Source organism: uncultured Marinobacter sp. (assembly GCF_947488835.1).
Taxonomy (GTDB): Bacteria; Pseudomonadota; Gammaproteobacteria; order Pseudomonadales; family Oleiphilaceae; genus Marinobacter.
In genome coordinates this window covers 32,164-49,026 of sequence record NZ_CANLBK010000004.1, presented here as the reverse complement: position 1 = coordinate 49,026, position 16,863 = coordinate 32,164, and the positions used below count along the sequence as shown (strand labels likewise).

Below are 16,863 nucleotides of genomic sequence, written 5' to 3'. Positions count from 1 at the left end.
AAACTCAGTACAGATTGGTGAGGGATTTGCGGGCGAAATCGTCCACTTCACCAAGCCGTCCTTCCTGCACTTTAGTCAGCCATTCAGGGTCTTGCAGAAGTGCGCGGCCCACGGCAATCAGTTCAAATTCGTGGTTGTTCATGCGCTCTACCAGTTCGTCGATACCCGACTGCTCTACCGACTCTTGCTTGCTGGCCATGGTGCCACTGATGAAATCTTCCGTCAGGCCAACGCTGCCAACCGACATGGTGGGTTTGCCAGACAGCTTCTGCGTCCAGCCTGCCAGGTTAAGGTTGGAACCTTCAAACTCCGGCTCCCAGAAACGGCGGGTTGATGCGTGGAAAATATCCACACCGGCTTCAACCAGCGGCTTCAGGAACTGTTCCAGCTCTTCCGGGCTGTTAACCAGTTTTGCTTCGTAATCCTGCTGTTTCCACTGCGAGAAGCGCAGCATGATGGGGAACTCCGGGCCTACGCGATGGCGAACCGCTTCCACTATCTCTACTACGAAACGCAGGCGATTCTCCATGCTGCCGCCGTACTCATCATCCCGCTGGTTAGTGCCTTCCCACAGGAACTGGTCGAGCAAATAGCCGTGAGCGCCGTGAATCTCTACACCATCAAAACCCAGGGCTTTGGCGTCATGTGCTGCATCAGCAAAGGCTGTGACTACATCTTCAATATCGCCCTTGCTCATGGCCTTGCCATTGGGCTTGCCTGGCGCAAACAAACCCGACGGGCTGTATCCTGGCACCGAAGGATCCGGAGCTGTACCTTCCTTACGCACTGCACCCACGTGCCAAAGTTGCGGGAATATAGCCCCACCGGCTTCGTGCACCGCATCTACCACGTTTTTCCAGCCTGCCAGCGCTTCATCACCATGAAACTGCGGCACATTGGGGTAGCCATTGGCACCGGCATGATTCACCGTCGTGCCTTCAGTGATGATCAGGCCAACTCCCGCTTCAGCGCGGCGCTGGTAATAGGCCACCACATTCTCACCGGGCACACCTTTGGGCGAGAAGTTGCGGGTCATCGGTGCCATAGCTACCCGATTGCGTAGTGTGAGGTTGTGGATATCAAAGGGTTTAAACATGGGGCCCAGGTTCGTAGTCATCAGTGGCTACTCCGTAAAAATTCGATGTTGACGATGAAAATTAACTAGCATGGCATGGCTGCTTGGTAGCTACCTTACTAATTTGGTCTCTTAACGCAACTCTATTTAATCTGGTTTTAAGATGCAACCTTATTATGTACACTTCTACCCATGGCCAGAAAACGTTTTGATGACTCCAACTGCTCCGTCGCCCGCGCCCTGAACCAGGTGGGTGACTGGTGGTCCCTGCTTATCGTACTGCACGCTATGTACGGTACCCGCCGCTTTGTGGATTTTCAGCAAGAGCTGGGCATTGCCAAAAACATCTTGTGCGACCGTCTGGCCCGATTGGTGGATAACGGCGTACTGAAAAAAGTGGATGTGGGTGAACACGGCTCCCGTTTTGAGTACCGGCTTACCGAGAAAGGCCGGGATCTGTTCCCTGTTGTTATTGCTCTGCGTCAGTGGGGAGACAAGTGGAATCCGGCACCCGACGAGGCACCTCTGGATCTTCGGGACAGAGCGACCGGTCAGCCTATCCAAACTGTTCAGGTACAGAACATAGAAGGTGATCCAGTCACCGTGCGTGATGTGTTTGTTTCCGGTGATGCCGTGCCTGGCAGCAAAAAAGACACCGCCTGACAATCCGCAAAACTACACTCCCTAGCCTTTTCTTGAGTTACGTCAATCTGGCGTTATAACTCGAATCGTCCGCTCGCAGTTATTGCGCTATATCAAGTTCTCTATCTCCATGATCTTTAATCTGAATGCATCAACGATTCAGGTTATCAGGAGATGTTTATGTCCCGTACGTTCAAACTCAGTGTTATGGCCGTTGCCGTTATGGCCCTTGCACCCGCAGCTCAGGCTTTTGAAGCCGGCGATTTCATTCTGCGTGCAGGTGTTGTGCATGTGGCGCCAGATGATTCCAGTGATGTCATTAAAGTGGGTGGCGCACCGATTTTTGGATCTGATGCTCGTGTTGCCGTAGATTCCGACTCACAACTCGGAATTCGAGCTACCTACATGTTTACGAACAATCTGGGCCTGGGCGTACTGGGTGCCACTCCGTTCAAGCACGATATCAATGGTGCCGGAGACTTGGCAGGTGCAGGAAAGTTGGCTGAAACCAAGCACCTGCCGCCAACAATCACGCTTCAGTACTACCCAATGAGCAGCAGCTCCGCACTACAGCCTTTTGTAGGCGTGGGCATCAACTACACAACCTTCTTTGAAGAAAAGACCACTGACACGCTCAACAGTGCCGTTGCCGGCACAGTCAGCCTGCCCGGTGCCACCACCAAACTGAATCTGGATGACAGCGTCGGTATCGCTTTTGAGGCAGGTATTGACTACATGTTGAGCGAGAACTTCGGATTGAACGCTGCCGTCTGGTGGGCGGATATCAACACAGACGCCACCATTAAGGTCTACGATGCCAGCGGCAACTACGCCGCCCAGACCGACAAGTTCGACGTCGAAATCGACCCAATGGTTTACATGGTAGGTTTCACCTACAAGTTCTGATATTGGGTTCTATAATCTGAAACCAAAAACGGAGCCTTCAAGGCTCCGTTTTTGGTTTAGCGAATGGCTATAGAGCACTCGCTTAAGTTTTCGGCTTAGCTCTGGCTTTGGCGTTGCCCGGAACGTCCGCGCTGGCCCTGGCCACCTTGGCTACGACCACCACTGCGCCCACCGGGCTGATCACCAAAGCTGCGGGGCTTGCCGCCGGGGCGGCCATTTCCTGCGCCATTACCACCACTGCGGTTGCGTGCGCGGCTTGGGTCTGCCTTTGCCTTGGGCTTCATAGCTACGTGGTTTTTTGGCTCAAAACCTTCCACTTCCTTGCGCGGCAACTGCTTCTTGATCAACTTCTCGATGCCAACCAGCATCTTGAGCTCATCCGCACTTACCAATGACAGTGCATGCCCACTTTCACCCGCACGACCGGTACGGCCGATACGGTGAACATAGTCTTCTGGCACGTTGGGCAGCTCAAAGTTCACCACTTGCGGCAGTTGCTTGATATCCAGACCGCGGGCTGCGATGTCGGTTGCTACCAACACGCGCACTTCTCCGGCTTTGAAATCAGCCAACGCACGGGTACGAGCACCCTGTGACTTGTTGCCATGGATCGCGGCTGCCGTAATACCGTCGTTTTCCAGTTTCTGGGTCAAACGGTTTGCCCCGTGCTTGGTGCGGGTAAACACCAGCACCTGCTCCCAACTGTTCTCACGCACCAGCTTGCTCAGCAGAGCAGTTTTCTGGCTCTGATCAACGGTGTAGACCGACTGTTTTACTGACTCAGCGGTAGTGTTTCGGACCGCCACATCAATCTGAACCGGGTTGTTCAGAAGGCCTTGAGCCAGAGCGCGAATTTCACCAGAGAAGGTCGCTGAGAACAGCAGGTTCTGACGCTTGGCTGGCAACAGCGCAAGAATCTTTTTGATGTCGCGAATAAAGCCCATATCCAACATACGGTCGGCTTCGTCCAGCACCAGGATTTCCACTTCGTTGAATTTCACAGCGTTCTGCTGATACAAATCCATCAAGCGGCCAGGTGTGGCAACCAGTACATCCAGACCTTTACGCAGCTTCATCATCTGCGGGTTGATTTTTACACCACCAAAAACCACGGCAGCTTTGGTAGGAACATATTTGCTGTAAAGGTTTACGCTATCGTGAACCTGTGCGGCCAGTTCCCGTGTGGGGGCCAAAATAAGTACACGGGGACCTTTGCCCGTACGAGGCTTTTCAGCCAGGCGCTGCAGCAATGGCAGTGTGAAACCGGCGGTTTTCCCGGTGCCCGTTTGAGCTGCAGCCATAACATCCTTGCCTGAAAGTACGGCAGGAATGGCCTGAAGCTGAATGGGTGAAGGGGTATCGTAACCTTGATCGGCGGTTGCACGGACAAGCTGCTCGGACAAACCGAGTGAAGAAAAACTCATATATGATCAACTCTTGATTGTTCTGCCTCCACGAACACCGTTCTCGGCGAATGCGGGCAGATGCCATGAAGATTCATGGAATAAAAGACGACTACAGTCACGCGCCGGTAATCGGGGTGACGTCCTCTGACAGGTCGTATGGAGGTTCGCAACGCGGCTTAAAGCCGGAAACTGCAGAATCCTTAGAGGCAGGATGCGTGCACAGTAACAGAGGCAACAAGAATTAGCCATAAGGAATTGGAACCGGTGAACAGGGTATTACTGTCGATTTTAATCAGGCCCCGAACAGTGCGGAGCGCAAAGGCTGCAGAAAACCACCGAGGTTGCGTTCACTGGCATGGGTTTTCTTTCCATCGAACTCTATGTAGCCATCCTCGATGGGGTCAAACCGCAGCACTTTTACATCCGCCTGATAATCCTGTGAGGCTCGCCATGGCCCATGCGTGCCTTGCCGCGGGAGGCGGTCCGCAGCACGCTTGACGTAACCGGAATCCAGAGCGCCCATTACGGTATCCTCGCCCAGACTGTTTTCATTATCTCTGGCGACCGCTACGCGCAACTCCCGTTGATCCATGTGATTGATCAGGCGACACAGGTATTCACTGGCAATATCGGCCTTCAGGGTCCAGGAGATATTGGTGTAGCCAAAGATCATGCCCGCATTGGGTACGCCTTCAACCATCACATTCTTGTAAACCACCTTGTCCTTCAGAACCACTTCCTGGCCGTCTACCTTCGGCTTGATACCCCCGAGCATCTGAATATCCAGGCCAGTGGCGGGAATAATGATGTCTGCATCCAGGTGCTCACCGGATCGGAGGCGAATACCGGTTTCTGTGAAGTGCTCAATGTGATCGGTTGCCATGGATGCCTTGCCTGCCTTCAAGGCGCGAAAAAGGTCACCGTCTTTCACCACACACAAACGCTGATCCCAGGGGTTGTAGCTCGGAGTAAAGTGACGCATGTCGGTTTGATCACCAACCTGGTGCTTGATAATACCCAGAAACAAGCGGCGCATTAGCTTGGGGTTCTTGCGGGAACGCTGGTACAGAAACCGGGAAACCGTAATATTGCGCGCCCGGGTCAGCCGGTATGCTGCCTTGGCGGGCAGTACCTTCTGAAGGCCCAGGGTTACCTTATCCGTCGACGGCAGGGGCATCAGGTACGTAGGCGAGCGCTGCAGCATGGTTACATGCCCGGCTTTCTCCGCCAGCGTGGGCACCAGTGTGACCGCAGTGGCACCACTGCCAATCACCACAACTTTCTTGCCGGTATAGTCGAGGCCTTCCGGCCAGTGCTGCGGGTGGACAACCAGGCCTTTGAAATCCGCTTCGCCGGGGAAATCGGGCTTATAGCCCTGATCGTAGTTGTAGTAGCCAGTACAACCAATCAGAAAACTGGCCGTATAGGTTTCGGTTTTACCCGTAGCCTCATTCGCCGCAGTCAGCTTCCAGCATTTTTCTGCACTGGACCAATCCGCGGTTTTTACGGCAAGACCATAACGAATATGCTGCTCAACGTTGTATTCTTTTGCAGTTTCGCTGACATAGTTCTTGATGGAGGCGCCGTCTGCCAGCACTTTTCCGCCCGTCCAGGGGCGGAAATTATAGCCAAAGGTAAACATGTCAGAATCGGACCGAATGCCCGGGTAACGGAACAGATCCCAGGTGCCACCGAGTGACTGACGCCGTTCCAGAATAGCGAACGACTTACCCGGACACTCACGCCGGAGATGGCAGGCCATACCGATCCCGGACACCCCGGCGCCGATGATCAATACATCAAAGTGCTGCTCGCTCATATCCGACCTCTCAAAGTTATTGTCGTTCTTCTGGTATATATGAGAGTTACGATAGCGCAGCCGGGTATGCGGGGTGGTTAGCTAGCGGGGTCTAAAACTACTGATTTTGGGCCAGTTTGCGAATACTGGCCGCGGAATGCTCAGCCCAAACCCTGTAAGCATCCAGGCCGGGATGAAAACCATCCGAGGCCATAAATCCATGCTCCAGGGGAAAGGACACGCACAGATACTCAAGGCGCGCCTTCTCGAAAGCCCCGGTGTCGCACAGGCTTTCCATCAATCTGTTCAACTGTTTGGCCCGCAGGCCCAAGTACCAACGCAAAGGCTGAGGCAGTGCGGGAAACAGATGCATAGGCGGTATGGCGGTGAAAAGAACGAGCGTGGCCCCTGTGTCGTTGATCAACCGGTCCGACAACTCATTCAAGGCCGACACCCACTGCCCATTGTTGGTGCGGCCAGTCACATCGTTTACGCCAACAGACACGAGGACGACATCGTAGCGGGCTTCCGGTGCTGCTTTGAGTGCATCGAGAACGCCGGCTGCCGTGCGACCGGTTTCGGCCAACATACCCCAACTCACGCAATAATCCCTCGCGAGCTCGCTGACCAACTGGCCAGCCAGTGCGTCCTGCTGATGGCTCACTCCTACGCCCGCGGCGGCAGAGTCACCAAGAATAAGCAGCCGGAGGTCCGGCCCTTCGCCAAGGGTGCCGCAACGCTCACCCTCGGGTTCCGGCAATCGCGGCGTCACCCTGCGCACATAGCGCCCCTGGCCGATAAGAACCGGGGCCAGCGCGAGGGTCGACAAGGGGTACAACATAATGCTCAGTTCCGGTCAGTCATGGTGGCCAATCGGGCCTTCGGTAAACAGGAACTCCCGCAAGTGTTTGTCCATCACGGGATCTTTTCTGCGAATCCATTCAAGTACCATGGCCGCGTGTTCCTTTTCTTCATCGCGATTGTGTTCAAGAATCGCTTTCAGCTCAGGGTCCTTGCAGGCATCCACGCGCTGGTTATACCAGTCTACCGCTTCAAATTCCTCCATCAGGGAGCTGACTGCCCGGTGCATATCGCGGGTTTCATCGCTCAGTTCGCCGACCGGTTCGTGATAACTGTCGTTCGCCATATAGAAAGTCCTTTATTTGATCGTCAATGAGGTATTTTTCATGTTGCCACGCTTTGACAATAGACCAAAATACGCAATCCAAACACACCGGGTTTGTTTGAGCCACCGCAAAGGCTGTGGCACAGTCGAGTAGCAAATCAACCCCGGTAGCTAACCATGAAAACTGTTTTCTCACCCCTGCACAGCCTCCGCTCCGTTAAAACCGAACTGGACGGTGGCATTTTGATTTCGCCCCACGAAAAGCCATCACGGGCAGAAACTATTCTGGCCAGAGTAAAATCACAAACCCTGGGCGACGTGATAGAGCCTGAAGAATTTGGCCTTGAACCCACCAAGCGCGTGCACACAGCAGATTACGTGGCTTTTCTTGAGCACTGCTGGGCCGACTGGGTGGCTGAGGGCAAACCGGGGGAAGCCATTCCTGCTGTGTGGTGTGGCCGTGGTATGCGCCCCCGCATGCCCAAAGACATAGACGGTCGCCTTGGTTACTTTAGCTTTGCAGCCGAAACGTCCATTTCTGAAGGCACCTGGGAAGCGGCCTGTGCCTCTGCCGATGTCGCATTAACAGCGCAGAAGCTGGTAGCCGACGGCGAACGGGCCGCCTTTGCCCTGTGTCGCCCTCCTGGCCACCATGCCCACGCAGATCTATTCGGTGGCTACTGTTTTTTCAACAACGCCGCCATTGCAGCACAGGCATTTCGCGATCAGGGCTACGAGCGTGTTGCCATTCTCGATGTGGACTTTCATCACGGCAACGGCACCCAAGCCATTTTCTATGACCGCAGCGACGTACTGACCATTAGCCTGCATGGCGATCCAGACTTGGTATTCCCGCACTTTCTGGGCTTTGAGGATGAAACCGGAGAGGGTGATGGGGAAGGTTATAACCTCAACATTATTTACCCTCCCGGAACGCCCTACAGCAAGTGGAGCAAGGGCCTGGAAACCGCCTGCAAGCGCATTGCGGACTTCCAACCTAGCGCTCTGATCATTGCTTTGGGTGTGGATACCTTCGAGGAAGATCCGATTTCGTTCTTTAAATTGAAATCAAATGACTACTTTTCTCTTGGCCAACGTATAGAACAACTCAAACTGCCCACCGTGTTCACTATGGAGGGTGGTTACGATGTGGATGCCATTGGCGTGAACGTGGTGAACGTGATGCAGGGCTTCGAAGGGCGGGCCATTTAACACAAGGCCACCGAGCTTTTTTTAAAATTTACAGATACAACATTAAGGATTCCATGTGAATAACTTCAATTTCTACAACCCCACCCGCATCGCCTTTGGCGAAGGAAAAATTGCCGAGCTTGACCGGCTAGTCCCCAAAGATGCCAAAGTACTTGTTCTGTTTGGTGGCGAAAGCGCACGCCGCACCGGCACGTTGGACGAAGTTACCAACGCCCTGGGCGACCGTCAGGTGACTGAATTTGGCGGCATTGAGCCAAATCCCAGCTTCGAAACCTTGATGAATGCGGTCAGCCAAGTGCGCGAACAAAACATAGATTTCCTGCTCGCCGTAGGTGGTGGGTCGGTCATCGACGGCACCAAATTCGTTGCGGCAGCCGCTGTTTTCGAAGGTGACGAGTGGGATATCCTGCTCAAAGGTGGCCGCAATATTAAGCGCGCCCTGCCCTTTGGCTCAGTACTGACGCTTCCTGCCACAGGCTCTGAGATGAACAAGGGCGGCGTTGTCACCCGCCGGTCGCTGAAAGCAAAGCTACCGTTCCAAAGCGACCTTGTGTTCCCGCAGTTCTCAGTCCTTGATCCCACGAAAACCTACACCCTGCCCCTGCGTCAGGTGGGCAATGGCGTGGTGGATGCCTTCGTTCATGTGATCGAGCAATACCTGACCTACCCGGCCCAGGCACCGGTACAGGATCGTTTTGCAGAAGGTTTGTTACTGACATTGACTGAAATCGGCGAGCAAGCTTTGGCGGAGCCAGATAACTATCAGGTCAGAGCCAGCCTGATGTGGACTGCCACATTGGCCCTGAATGGTCTGATTGGCAGTGGCGTACCCCAGGATTGGGCCACACACATGCTGGGCCATGAACTGACAGCGTTGCACAATCTTGATCACGCCCAGACTCTGGCCATTGTATTGCCGTCGATGCTGCGTGAGCGCAAAGCATCCAAACTCGACAAGTTGGTTCAGTACGGCGAACGGGTTTGGGGTATTCGTGAGGGAAGTGCTGAAGAGAAAGCAGAAGCCGCGATTGCCAAAACCCAGGATTTCTTTGAGTCACTCGGCGTTAAAACCCGCCTTGGCGACTACGACCTCGGCGAAGAGCACATTGAGCCATTGATCAAGAGCCTGGAAAGCCACGGCATGACAGCGCTTGGTGAGCACGGTGATGTCACCCCCGAGGTATGCCGCCGGGTACTTCACGCAAGCCTGTAAGCTAAAACCGTTTCCTTTTGCGGGGCCCTGAAACATCAGGTGCCCCTTTTTTGCCCACTAGACCGGCAGGCTCAGCCCTTGAAGCCCTTGCCCACCACGTACACTTCCCGGGAACGGGCGCGAGAAGAGTCCGGCTTACGTATCACCACTTTATCAAAAACTTCTCTGGTGGCTTTCAGGTACTCATCGTAGCCTTCGCCCTGAAACACCTTGGCCACAAAGCTGCCTTTGGGTTTCAACACCTGACTGGCCATATCCAGTGCCAGCTCCACCAGGTACATGGAAGAGGCCTGATCAGACACAGTAACGCCGCTGATGTTCGGAGCCATATCGGAAATCAACACATCGACCCGGCTGTCGCCGAGCGCTTCCATAATGGCCTCAAAGACCGAATCTTCGGTGAAATCTCCCTGCACAAACTCCACACCGGCAATGTTATCCATAGGCAGAATATCCGAGGCCAACAGTCTGCCCTTGTGGCCCACCAGATTGGCCGCCACCTGTGACCAGCCGCCCGGCGCGGAACCCAAGTCCATCACCACCATGTTGGGGTGAATCAGCCTGTCCTTCTTGTTGATTTCAAGAAGCTTGTAGCTGGCCCGTGAGCGGTAGCCGTCTACCTGCGCCTGCTTCACGAAGGGATCGTTTACGTGCTCATCAAGCCAGCGGCCACTGCTTTTGGAACGTGCCATAGGAGCTCTTTAAAAGAGAAGTCAAAAGGGGTTATTCAATGCCCCATTGTACGTGTCGCCCGCCCTCCCGGCAAAACCCTGACATACAGGCCCGGCGCACGTACAATTACCGCCACACGTTCCGATCCCTTTATACCCGGCAAATGACCCGCCAACGGCGGCCTACCCGGGCAGGACAGACTATGATCCGCCTTACCGAATTGGCATTGCCACTGGACCATCCCGAAAGTGCCTTGCGGGCCGCTATCCTTGAGCGGCTGGGCATCGGCGACGCCGATTTGGTCGACTTCACCGTATTCAAGCGCAGCTACGACGCCCGCAAGAAGAATACCGAGATCAAATTCGTTTACATTATTGATCTGAGCGCGCACAACGAAGACGCCATTCTGGCTCGCTTCGAAAAAGACCAGCACGTTCGGCAAGCACCAGACACCGCCTATTACCCGGTCGCTCACGCGCCCTCTAACCTGACCGAGCGCCCAATTGTGATTGGCTTGGGCCCATGCGGTCTGTTTGCCGCCCTGATTCTGGCGCAGATGGGCTTTCGACCCATTGTGTTAGAGCGCGGACCCGACGTTCGCCGCCGCACCAAGGACACCTGGGCCCTTTGGCGGAATAAAACCTTGTCGCCGGAATCCAACGTGCAGTTTGGCGAGGGTGGGGCTGGGTTATTCTCGGATGGCAAACTCTACAGCCAGATTAAGGACCCGAAATTCTACGGCCGCAAGGTAATGCATGAATTTATCCGGGCCGGTGCACCGGAAGAAATACTGTATGTGAGCAAGCCCCATATCGGCACCTTCCGGCTGACCGGCGTAGTGGCTAAAATGCGTGAGGAAATCATCCGCCTTGGCGGTGAAATACGCTTTGAAAGCAAAGTCACCGACCTGCTCATTCAGAATGGCCGCGTTGAAGGTGTGGAACTGGCCAACGGCGAGCGGCTGGACAGCCGATACGTGATTCTGGCCCTTGGACACAGCGCGCGGGACACCTTCCGCATGCTCCAGCAAAACGATGTGTTTCTTGAAGCCAAACCCTTTGCCATTGGCTTTCGCATCGAGCATCCGCAATCGCTTATTGATAATGCCCGCCTGGGCAAATACGCCGGCCACCCCGCCCTGGGGGCGGCAGACTACAAACTGGTGTACCACGCCAGCAACGGCCGCGCGGTCTACAGCTTCTGCATGTGCCCGGGCGGCACGGTGGTCGCGGCAACCTCGGAACCCGGGCGGGTCGTCACCAATGGCATGAGCCAGTACTCCCGAAACGAGCGTAACGCCAATGCCGGCATAGTGGTGGCCGTGCACCCTGAAGAAGACTTCCCCGGCGGACCGCTGGCCGGTGTGGAGTTTCAGGAGAACCTTGAATCCCAGGCCTATACGCTCGGCGGCAGCGATTACTGCGCGCCTGCTCAGCTGGTGGGAGACTTCATTAAACGAACACCCTCTACCGAGCTGGGCGAGGTTGAGCCCTCCTACAAACCTGGCATCAAACTGGGCGACCTGGCTCCCGCGCTACCCGCTTACGCGATCGACGCCATCCGCGAGGCCCTGCCGAATTTTGGCAGGCAGATCCGGGGCTTTGACCGCAAAGATGCCGTTCTGACGGGCATAGAAACCCGCACCTCCTCACCGGTGCGCATCACCCGGGATCGCACCAGCCTGCAGAGCCTGAATACCCGCGGCCTATACCCTGCTGGCGAAGGAGCAGGCTATGCCGGTGGCATTCTTTCAGCCGGTGTGGATGGCATCAAGGTTGCCGAAGCATTGGCACTGGCCATGCTGGAAGACTTGGAATCCAATAGCGGAGCCACCTCGGGAACCCCATCGTGAAGCTGGACGACATCAAAAAACTGCACCAGAAAAAGTACCGTCAGGCGCTGGGTCACTATCTGGTCGAAGGCGAACATCCGGTGCTGGAACTGCAAAAGGCTGCCGCCAGCCAGCCCGCTCTGAGGGCATCTGAGCTCTATGTGACCAGCGCGTATGAGCATTGGTCTGGCCCGTTCAAAACCCATGTCATAAATGACCGTCAGATGGCCCAGCTTGCCGATACCCGCACGCCTCAAGGGATTTTGGCAGTCGTGCCCATGCCGACTAACGCAGCTGAGCCCATTTCGGAGCCCGACGAACAAGCCATTTACCTGCATGAAGTTCAGGATCCCGGCAATCTGGGCACAATCTTGCGCACCTTGGCCTGGTTTGGCGGGTTTCGATGCCTGCTGAGCCCCGGCAGTGTTGACCCCTACAACCCGAAAGTGGTCCGCGCCAGCATGGGCGCTATCTTCCACACAGCTCTGGAAACCGAGGTGCCGCTGGCAAGCCTGTCCAGCCGCTATAGCTCTATCGCTTGCCTCGACCTGAACGGTGACGGGCTCACCGCAGAGTCATTCCGCCAGCACGACTGCTATCTGTTCGGCAACGAAGCCCGAGGGGTACCGCAAGAAGCCCTGGTCCAGATGGCCGCAAAACCTTACACCATTCGGGGCAATGGTGAGATCGAATCCCTCAATCTGGCCTCTGCGGTCAACATGTGTGCCTATGAGCTCAGTCGAGGCCGGCAAGGGAAGTAACGCGTAGATTATGGAAGGCTCACGAATGATCCATTTGGGCACTCAAGGTGATGGTTATCGTTATTGCGTGTAGCAAGCTAATCAGAGATGATCGGAGGCCTGTTCCCCTAACTGGATAGACAACAACAATGGAACGCTACCTCCAGCCCACAGAGTATTTCGACTACAACCAGCCCGAACTGAAGGCCTGGATTGCCACCCAATTGGAAGGCGTGCCCGATGATAAGGTAGAGCAGGCCAAAGCCCTGTATCTGGCCGTTCGGGACAGCGTGAGCTACAACCCTTACGTTTTCCGCCCGGAGCCAGAGACCTTCAGTGCCAGCTATGCGTTAACAGCAGGTGAAAGCTACTGCATACCCAAAGCGGTATTGCTCGGCGCCGCAACGCGATCCGTTGGCATCCCCAGCCGCCTGGGCCTTGCCGATGTGCGTAATCACCTCTCAAGCCCCAAGCTGATCGAATGGCTGCGCTCGGATATTTTCCGCATGCACGGATTTATCGAGCTGTTCCTCAACGGCAAATGGGTAAAGGCCACCCCGGCTTTCGATAAACGCCTGTGCGAGCTGATGAAGGTTGAGCCTCTGGAATTTGATGGCGTTAACGACTCCATCTTCCAGGAATACACCGAAGCCGGTGAAGCTCACATGGAATACGTGAACGATCACGGCGTTTTCGACGATGTTCCCCACGAATTCATTCTGTCTGGAATAAAGGCCGCCTACGGGCACCTGTTTCCAGATGGAAACGCGCCAGAGGCCATCGAAGGCAGCCTGGCTCAGGATATTTCCGGGAACTGAAATGCAAAACGGCACGCGCCTACCAAGGCGAATGCCGTTTTCAAAGCTGTTCAGCGTCTAGCAGAGGCTTCGGCCCCGGCTATTGCCTCTCCCTTATTCCACAGAGTTGCGGATCAGGAAGTCAAAGGCACTCAGTGACGCTTTTGACCCTTCACCCATGGAGATCACAATCTGCTTGTAAGGCACCGTGGTGGCATCGCCTGCCGCAAACACACCTGGAATTGAGGTTTCGTTGCGGTCGTTAATGATGATCTCACCATGCTGGCTCAGCTCAATGTCGCCCTTCAACCATTCGGTGTTGGGCACCAAGCCAATCTGAACGAACACACCTTCAAGTACTACATGGTGATTTTCACCTGTCTTGCGGTCTGTGTAGTTCAGACCACTAACCCTGCCATTCTCACCCACCACTTCCGTAGTCTGGCCAGAGGTAATGATGTCCACGTTCTTCAGGCTGCGCAGCTTCTTCTGCAACACTTCGTCTGCACGCATTTCATCGCCAAACTCGATTAGTGTTACATGGCCAACCAGGCCAGCCAGGTCGATAGCGGCTTCCACGCCGGAGTTACCGCCGCCAATCACTGCAACATGCTTGCCCTTAAACAGCGGGCCATCACAGTGCGGGCAGTAGGCCACACCCTTGTTGCGGTATTCGTCCTCGCCGGGAACACCCAGCTGGCGCCAGCGAGCGCCGGTAGACAGCACCACTGTGCGGGCCTTGAGTGAGGCACCATTGGCCAGCCGAACCTCATGGGGCTCGCCACGCTTGGCCGCAGGGATCAGCTTCTCTGCCACCTGCATGTTCATGATATCCACGTCGTAGTCTTTAACGTGCTGCTCCATCGCTGCAACCAGCTTCGGGCCTTCGGTGTAAGGCACAGAAATCAGGTTTTCGATACTCATGGTGTCTGCAACCTGACCACCAAAGCGCTCCGCCGCGATGCCAGTCGCAATACCTTTACGAGCCGCGTAAATGGCTGCCGCTGAACCCGCTGGGCCACCACCGATCACCAACACTTCAAAGGTGTCTTTCTGGCTGATCTTCTCGGCCTCTTTTTCATCGGACTTGGTATCCAGTTTCGCGGCAATCTCTTCCAGAGTCATACGTCCCTGACCCCAGGGCTCACCATTCAGGTAAACACTGGGCACCGACATAACTTCGCGCTTCTCTACTTCGTCCTGAAACAAGGCACCGTCAATAGACGTGTGGCGAATGTTCGGGTTGAGAACGCTCATCAGGTTCAGCGCCTGGACCACATCAGGACAGTTCTGACACGACAGCGAGAAGTAGGTTTCAAACTCAAACTCGCCATCCAGCTGCTGAACCTGCTCGATCGCTTCCTGAGACGCTTTGGATGGGTGACCACCTACTTGCAACAAAGCCAGAACCAGCGAGGTAAACTCATGGCCCATGGGAATGCCCGCAAAGCGAACTCCCACGTCGGTACCCACCCGGTTGATGGCAAAAGACGGACGTCGAACGTCGTTTGACTCTTCTGTGCGCAGGCTGATTTTCTCAGACATGGACGTGATTTCTTCCAGAAGTTCCCGCAATTCCTGGGATTTGGGGCCATCATCGTAAGCGGCCACCAGCTCAATCGGCTGCTGCAGTTTTTCCAGGTAAGCATTCAGTTGCTGCTTGATATTTGCATCCAACATAATAGGAGTTCTCCTTTTGAAATCTTTAAGCTGATCCTTTGAATGTCGAATTCAAAGTGATCTTTGTTTGGGGTATGAATAAACAATACGGCTTGGCAATCGAATGCTCAAATCAATAGATCCAAACTGATTGATAGCCGAATACTATTAATGGGCACCTGCCAGGGCATAAAAGGCGCCTGAAAACCTTTCTGCCAAGGCGAATGGACAAATAGCGCATACCCATGAACGCCGTACCTCGGTACCATGGCCAGATAGATTGTGGCGTTACCCATTGCACTCAGGACAAACAGCACATGTTTCCAGACCGTTTTCATTCAATTCAGGACGGACGTGTACATATCTCCGCATCTCAGGCCAGCCAGTTTGCCAAAGAGATAGCCGGAGATTTCAACCCGATCCATGATCCCGATGCTCGCCGGTTCTGTGTCCCCGGAGATCTGCTTTTTGCCGTAGTGGTTTCACGCTTCGGCCTTTCCCGGCATATGACGTTCCATTTCCGTGCCCTGCTGGGCGACGGTATACCACTGGAGTTCCGGGAGGATGGAGATGAAACCATTCTGGTATGCGATCAGGCCGGTAAGGTGTACATAGAGATAACTCGCAGTGGCGAGATTACCCATGATGAACAATTTGTTGAGGAGTTCATCCGTGGCTACGTGTCAGCCTCAGGTAAAAACTTCCCGCATACGCTGAAACCTTTGATGGAATCAGAGGGTGTGATGTTCAACCCCGATCGCCCCATGGTCATGTATGAGAGCATGAGCTTGACCCTGGAAAGCCTCGACGCTTCATCACCTGATCTCGAACTACACAATGCCGACCTGGTGGCGAATGGCAAGCGCGGGAATGTCACCCTGGAATACCGGCTGAACTCCAATGGCAAACCTGTGGGTGAAGTGTCCAAGCGCCTTTTATTGGGCGGGCTCAGGCCCTACTGCCCGGACGCCATGGCGGGTGTTATTGAAGAATTCTATCGGCTGAAAGCCCGCGGATCGCAATACGGCGTTATTACTGCAGAAAGCTGAATCAATTTCGTCAGCCGCAGATAAAGAAAACCCCGGTAGATCCGGGGTTTTCTTTTTGTTACAGGCCCTTGAAGGGCCTGAACTGTTCGCTTCCCGTTTGAAGGGTTGCTTAGATCTTACCAACCAGATCCAGTGAAGGAGACAGAGTAGCTTCGCCTTCCTTCCACTTGGCCGGGCAAACTTCGCCTGGGTTGTTGCGAACGTACTGAGCCGCTTTCACTTTGCGCATCAGGTCGTCTGCATCACGGCCAATACCTTCTGCAGTGATTTCCATCGCCTGGATGATGCCATCCGGATCGATCAGGAAGGTAGCGCGGTCTGCAAGGCCTTGACCTTCACGCATCACACCAAAGTTGTTGGTGATGCTGCCGTTCTGGTCGCCAACCATGAAGTAGTTGATCTTGCCGATGGTCTCGGAGCTGTCGTGCCATGCTTTGTGGGTGAAGTGCGTGTCGGTAGACACGGAGAATACTTCAACGCCCATCTTCTGCAGTTCTTCGTAGTGGTCTGCCACGTCGCCCAGTTCAGTTGGGCAAACGAAGGTGAAATCAGCTGGGTAGAAGAAAAAGATCGCCCACTTGCCTTTCACATCTGCTTCAGAAATTTCAACAAACTCGCCCTGTTTGAAGGCGGTTGCGTTAAACGGTTTAATTTCGCTGTTAATCACGCCCATGGAATTCTCTCCTTTGGTTCGTTTGTATGTTGATGAATCTACGGTATTAATATTAGCCAACGTG

The 16,863-nt window shown here is 54.7% G+C and carries 16 protein-coding genes; 8 read left to right on the top strand and 8 right to left on the bottom strand.

Annotated elements, in window-relative coordinates:
* Positions 1-4: 4 nt before the first annotated feature.
* Entirely contained in the window at positions 5-1,117 is a 1,113-nt protein-coding gene (locus tag Q0824_RS13890; RefSeq protein ID WP_298451854.1) for an NADH:flavin oxidoreductase, read from the bottom strand.
* A gap of 150 nt (positions 1,118-1,267) precedes the next feature.
* Here Q0824_RS13890 and Q0824_RS13885 point away from each other — a divergent pair, with 150 nt between their 5' ends.
* Positions 1,268-1,738 (top strand): helix-turn-helix domain-containing protein, encoded by a 471-nt coding sequence (locus tag Q0824_RS13885; protein ID WP_298451851.1) that lies wholly within the window; start codon positions 1,268-1,270, stop codon positions 1,736-1,738.
* Between the two features lie 159 nt (positions 1,739-1,897).
* Entirely contained in the window at positions 1,898-2,623 is a 726-nt protein-coding gene (locus tag Q0824_RS13880) for an OmpW family outer membrane protein (protein WP_298451848.1), read from the top strand.
* A 95-nt stretch (positions 2,624-2,718) separates the two neighbouring features.
* On the opposite strand, the gene Q0824_RS13875 is transcribed toward Q0824_RS13880, so the two are convergent.
* The 4 genes from Q0824_RS13875 to Q0824_RS13860 form a co-directional block, all read right to left on the bottom strand.
* The gene (locus tag Q0824_RS13875; protein WP_298451844.1) at positions 2,719-4,047 is read right to left on the bottom strand and encodes a DEAD/DEAH box helicase; all 1,329 of its coding nucleotides are present in this window, start codon (positions 4,045-4,047) and stop codon (positions 2,719-2,721) included.
* Between the two features lie 274 nt (positions 4,048-4,321).
* Complete coding sequence (locus Q0824_RS13870) at positions 4,322-5,848, bottom strand: NAD(P)/FAD-dependent oxidoreductase (RefSeq protein ID WP_298451840.1); 1,527 nt, start codon at positions 5,846-5,848, stop codon at positions 4,322-4,324.
* A 97-nt stretch (positions 5,849-5,945) separates the two neighbouring features.
* Positions 5,946-6,668, bottom strand: a complete 723-nt coding sequence (locus tag Q0824_RS13865) for an SGNH/GDSL hydrolase family protein (RefSeq protein WP_298451837.1) — start codon at positions 6,666-6,668, stop codon at positions 5,946-5,948.
* Between the two features lie 15 nt (positions 6,669-6,683).
* Positions 6,684-6,974 (bottom strand): ferritin-like domain-containing protein, encoded by a 291-nt coding sequence (locus Q0824_RS13860; RefSeq protein ID WP_298451834.1) that lies wholly within the window; start codon positions 6,972-6,974, stop codon positions 6,684-6,686.
* A gap of 156 nt (positions 6,975-7,130) precedes the next feature.
* Between Q0824_RS13860 and Q0824_RS13855 the strand changes: the two genes are divergently transcribed.
* On the top strand, positions 7,131-8,165 hold the full coding sequence (locus tag Q0824_RS13855; protein ID WP_298451831.1) for a histone deacetylase family protein: 1,035 nt from the start codon (positions 7,131-7,133) through the stop codon (positions 8,163-8,165).
* Positions 8,166-8,220: 55 nt separating this feature from the next.
* On the top strand, positions 8,221-9,378 hold the full coding sequence (locus Q0824_RS13850) for an iron-containing alcohol dehydrogenase (protein WP_298451829.1): 1,158 nt from the start codon (positions 8,221-8,223) through the stop codon (positions 9,376-9,378).
* A 71-nt stretch (positions 9,379-9,449) separates the two neighbouring features.
* Here Q0824_RS13850 and rlmE read toward each other — a convergent pair whose 3' ends face one another.
* A complete protein-coding gene (gene rlmE, locus Q0824_RS13845) occupies positions 9,450-10,070 on the bottom strand; it encodes a 23S rRNA (uridine(2552)-2'-O)-methyltransferase RlmE (RefSeq protein ID WP_298451827.1) in 621 nt (206 codons plus the stop codon).
* 182 nt (positions 10,071-10,252) lie between these two features.
* On the opposite strand from rlmE, the gene Q0824_RS13840 reads away from it, so the two are divergent.
* The 3 genes from Q0824_RS13840 to Q0824_RS13830 all read left to right on the top strand — a co-directional run bounded on the left by Q0824_RS13840 (position 10,253) and on the right by Q0824_RS13830 (position 13,439).
* Entirely contained in the window at positions 10,253-11,902 is a 1,650-nt protein-coding gene (locus Q0824_RS13840) for an NAD(P)/FAD-dependent oxidoreductase (RefSeq protein WP_298451823.1), read from the top strand.
* Complete coding sequence (locus Q0824_RS13835; protein WP_298451821.1) at positions 11,899-12,642, top strand: RNA methyltransferase; 744 nt, start codon at positions 11,899-11,901, stop codon at positions 12,640-12,642. The genes Q0824_RS13840 and Q0824_RS13835 overlap by 4 nt, the downstream gene beginning before the upstream one ends.
* 128 nt (positions 12,643-12,770) lie before the next feature.
* The gene (locus tag Q0824_RS13830) at positions 12,771-13,439 is read left to right on the top strand and encodes a transglutaminase family protein (RefSeq protein WP_298451818.1); all 669 of its coding nucleotides are present in this window, start codon (positions 12,771-12,773) and stop codon (positions 13,437-13,439) included.
* Positions 13,440-13,532: 93 nt separating this feature from the next.
* On the opposite strand, the gene ahpF is transcribed toward Q0824_RS13830, so the two are convergent.
* Positions 13,533-15,098: an alkyl hydroperoxide reductase subunit F gene (gene ahpF / locus Q0824_RS13825; RefSeq protein ID WP_298451815.1), complete on the bottom strand. Its 1,566-nt coding sequence runs from the start codon at positions 15,096-15,098 to the stop codon at positions 13,533-13,535.
* 296 nt (positions 15,099-15,394) lie between these two features.
* On the opposite strand from ahpF, the gene Q0824_RS13820 reads away from it, so the two are divergent.
* Positions 15,395-16,126 (top strand): DUF3581 domain-containing protein, encoded by a 732-nt coding sequence (locus Q0824_RS13820; protein ID WP_366521677.1) that lies wholly within the window; start codon positions 15,395-15,397, stop codon positions 16,124-16,126.
* A 109-nt stretch (positions 16,127-16,235) separates the two neighbouring features.
* Here Q0824_RS13820 and ahpC read toward each other — a convergent pair whose 3' ends face one another.
* Positions 16,236-16,799, bottom strand: a complete 564-nt coding sequence (gene ahpC / locus Q0824_RS13815) for an alkyl hydroperoxide reductase subunit C (protein WP_298451808.1) — start codon at positions 16,797-16,799, stop codon at positions 16,236-16,238.
* Positions 16,800-16,863: the final 64 nt, after the last annotated feature.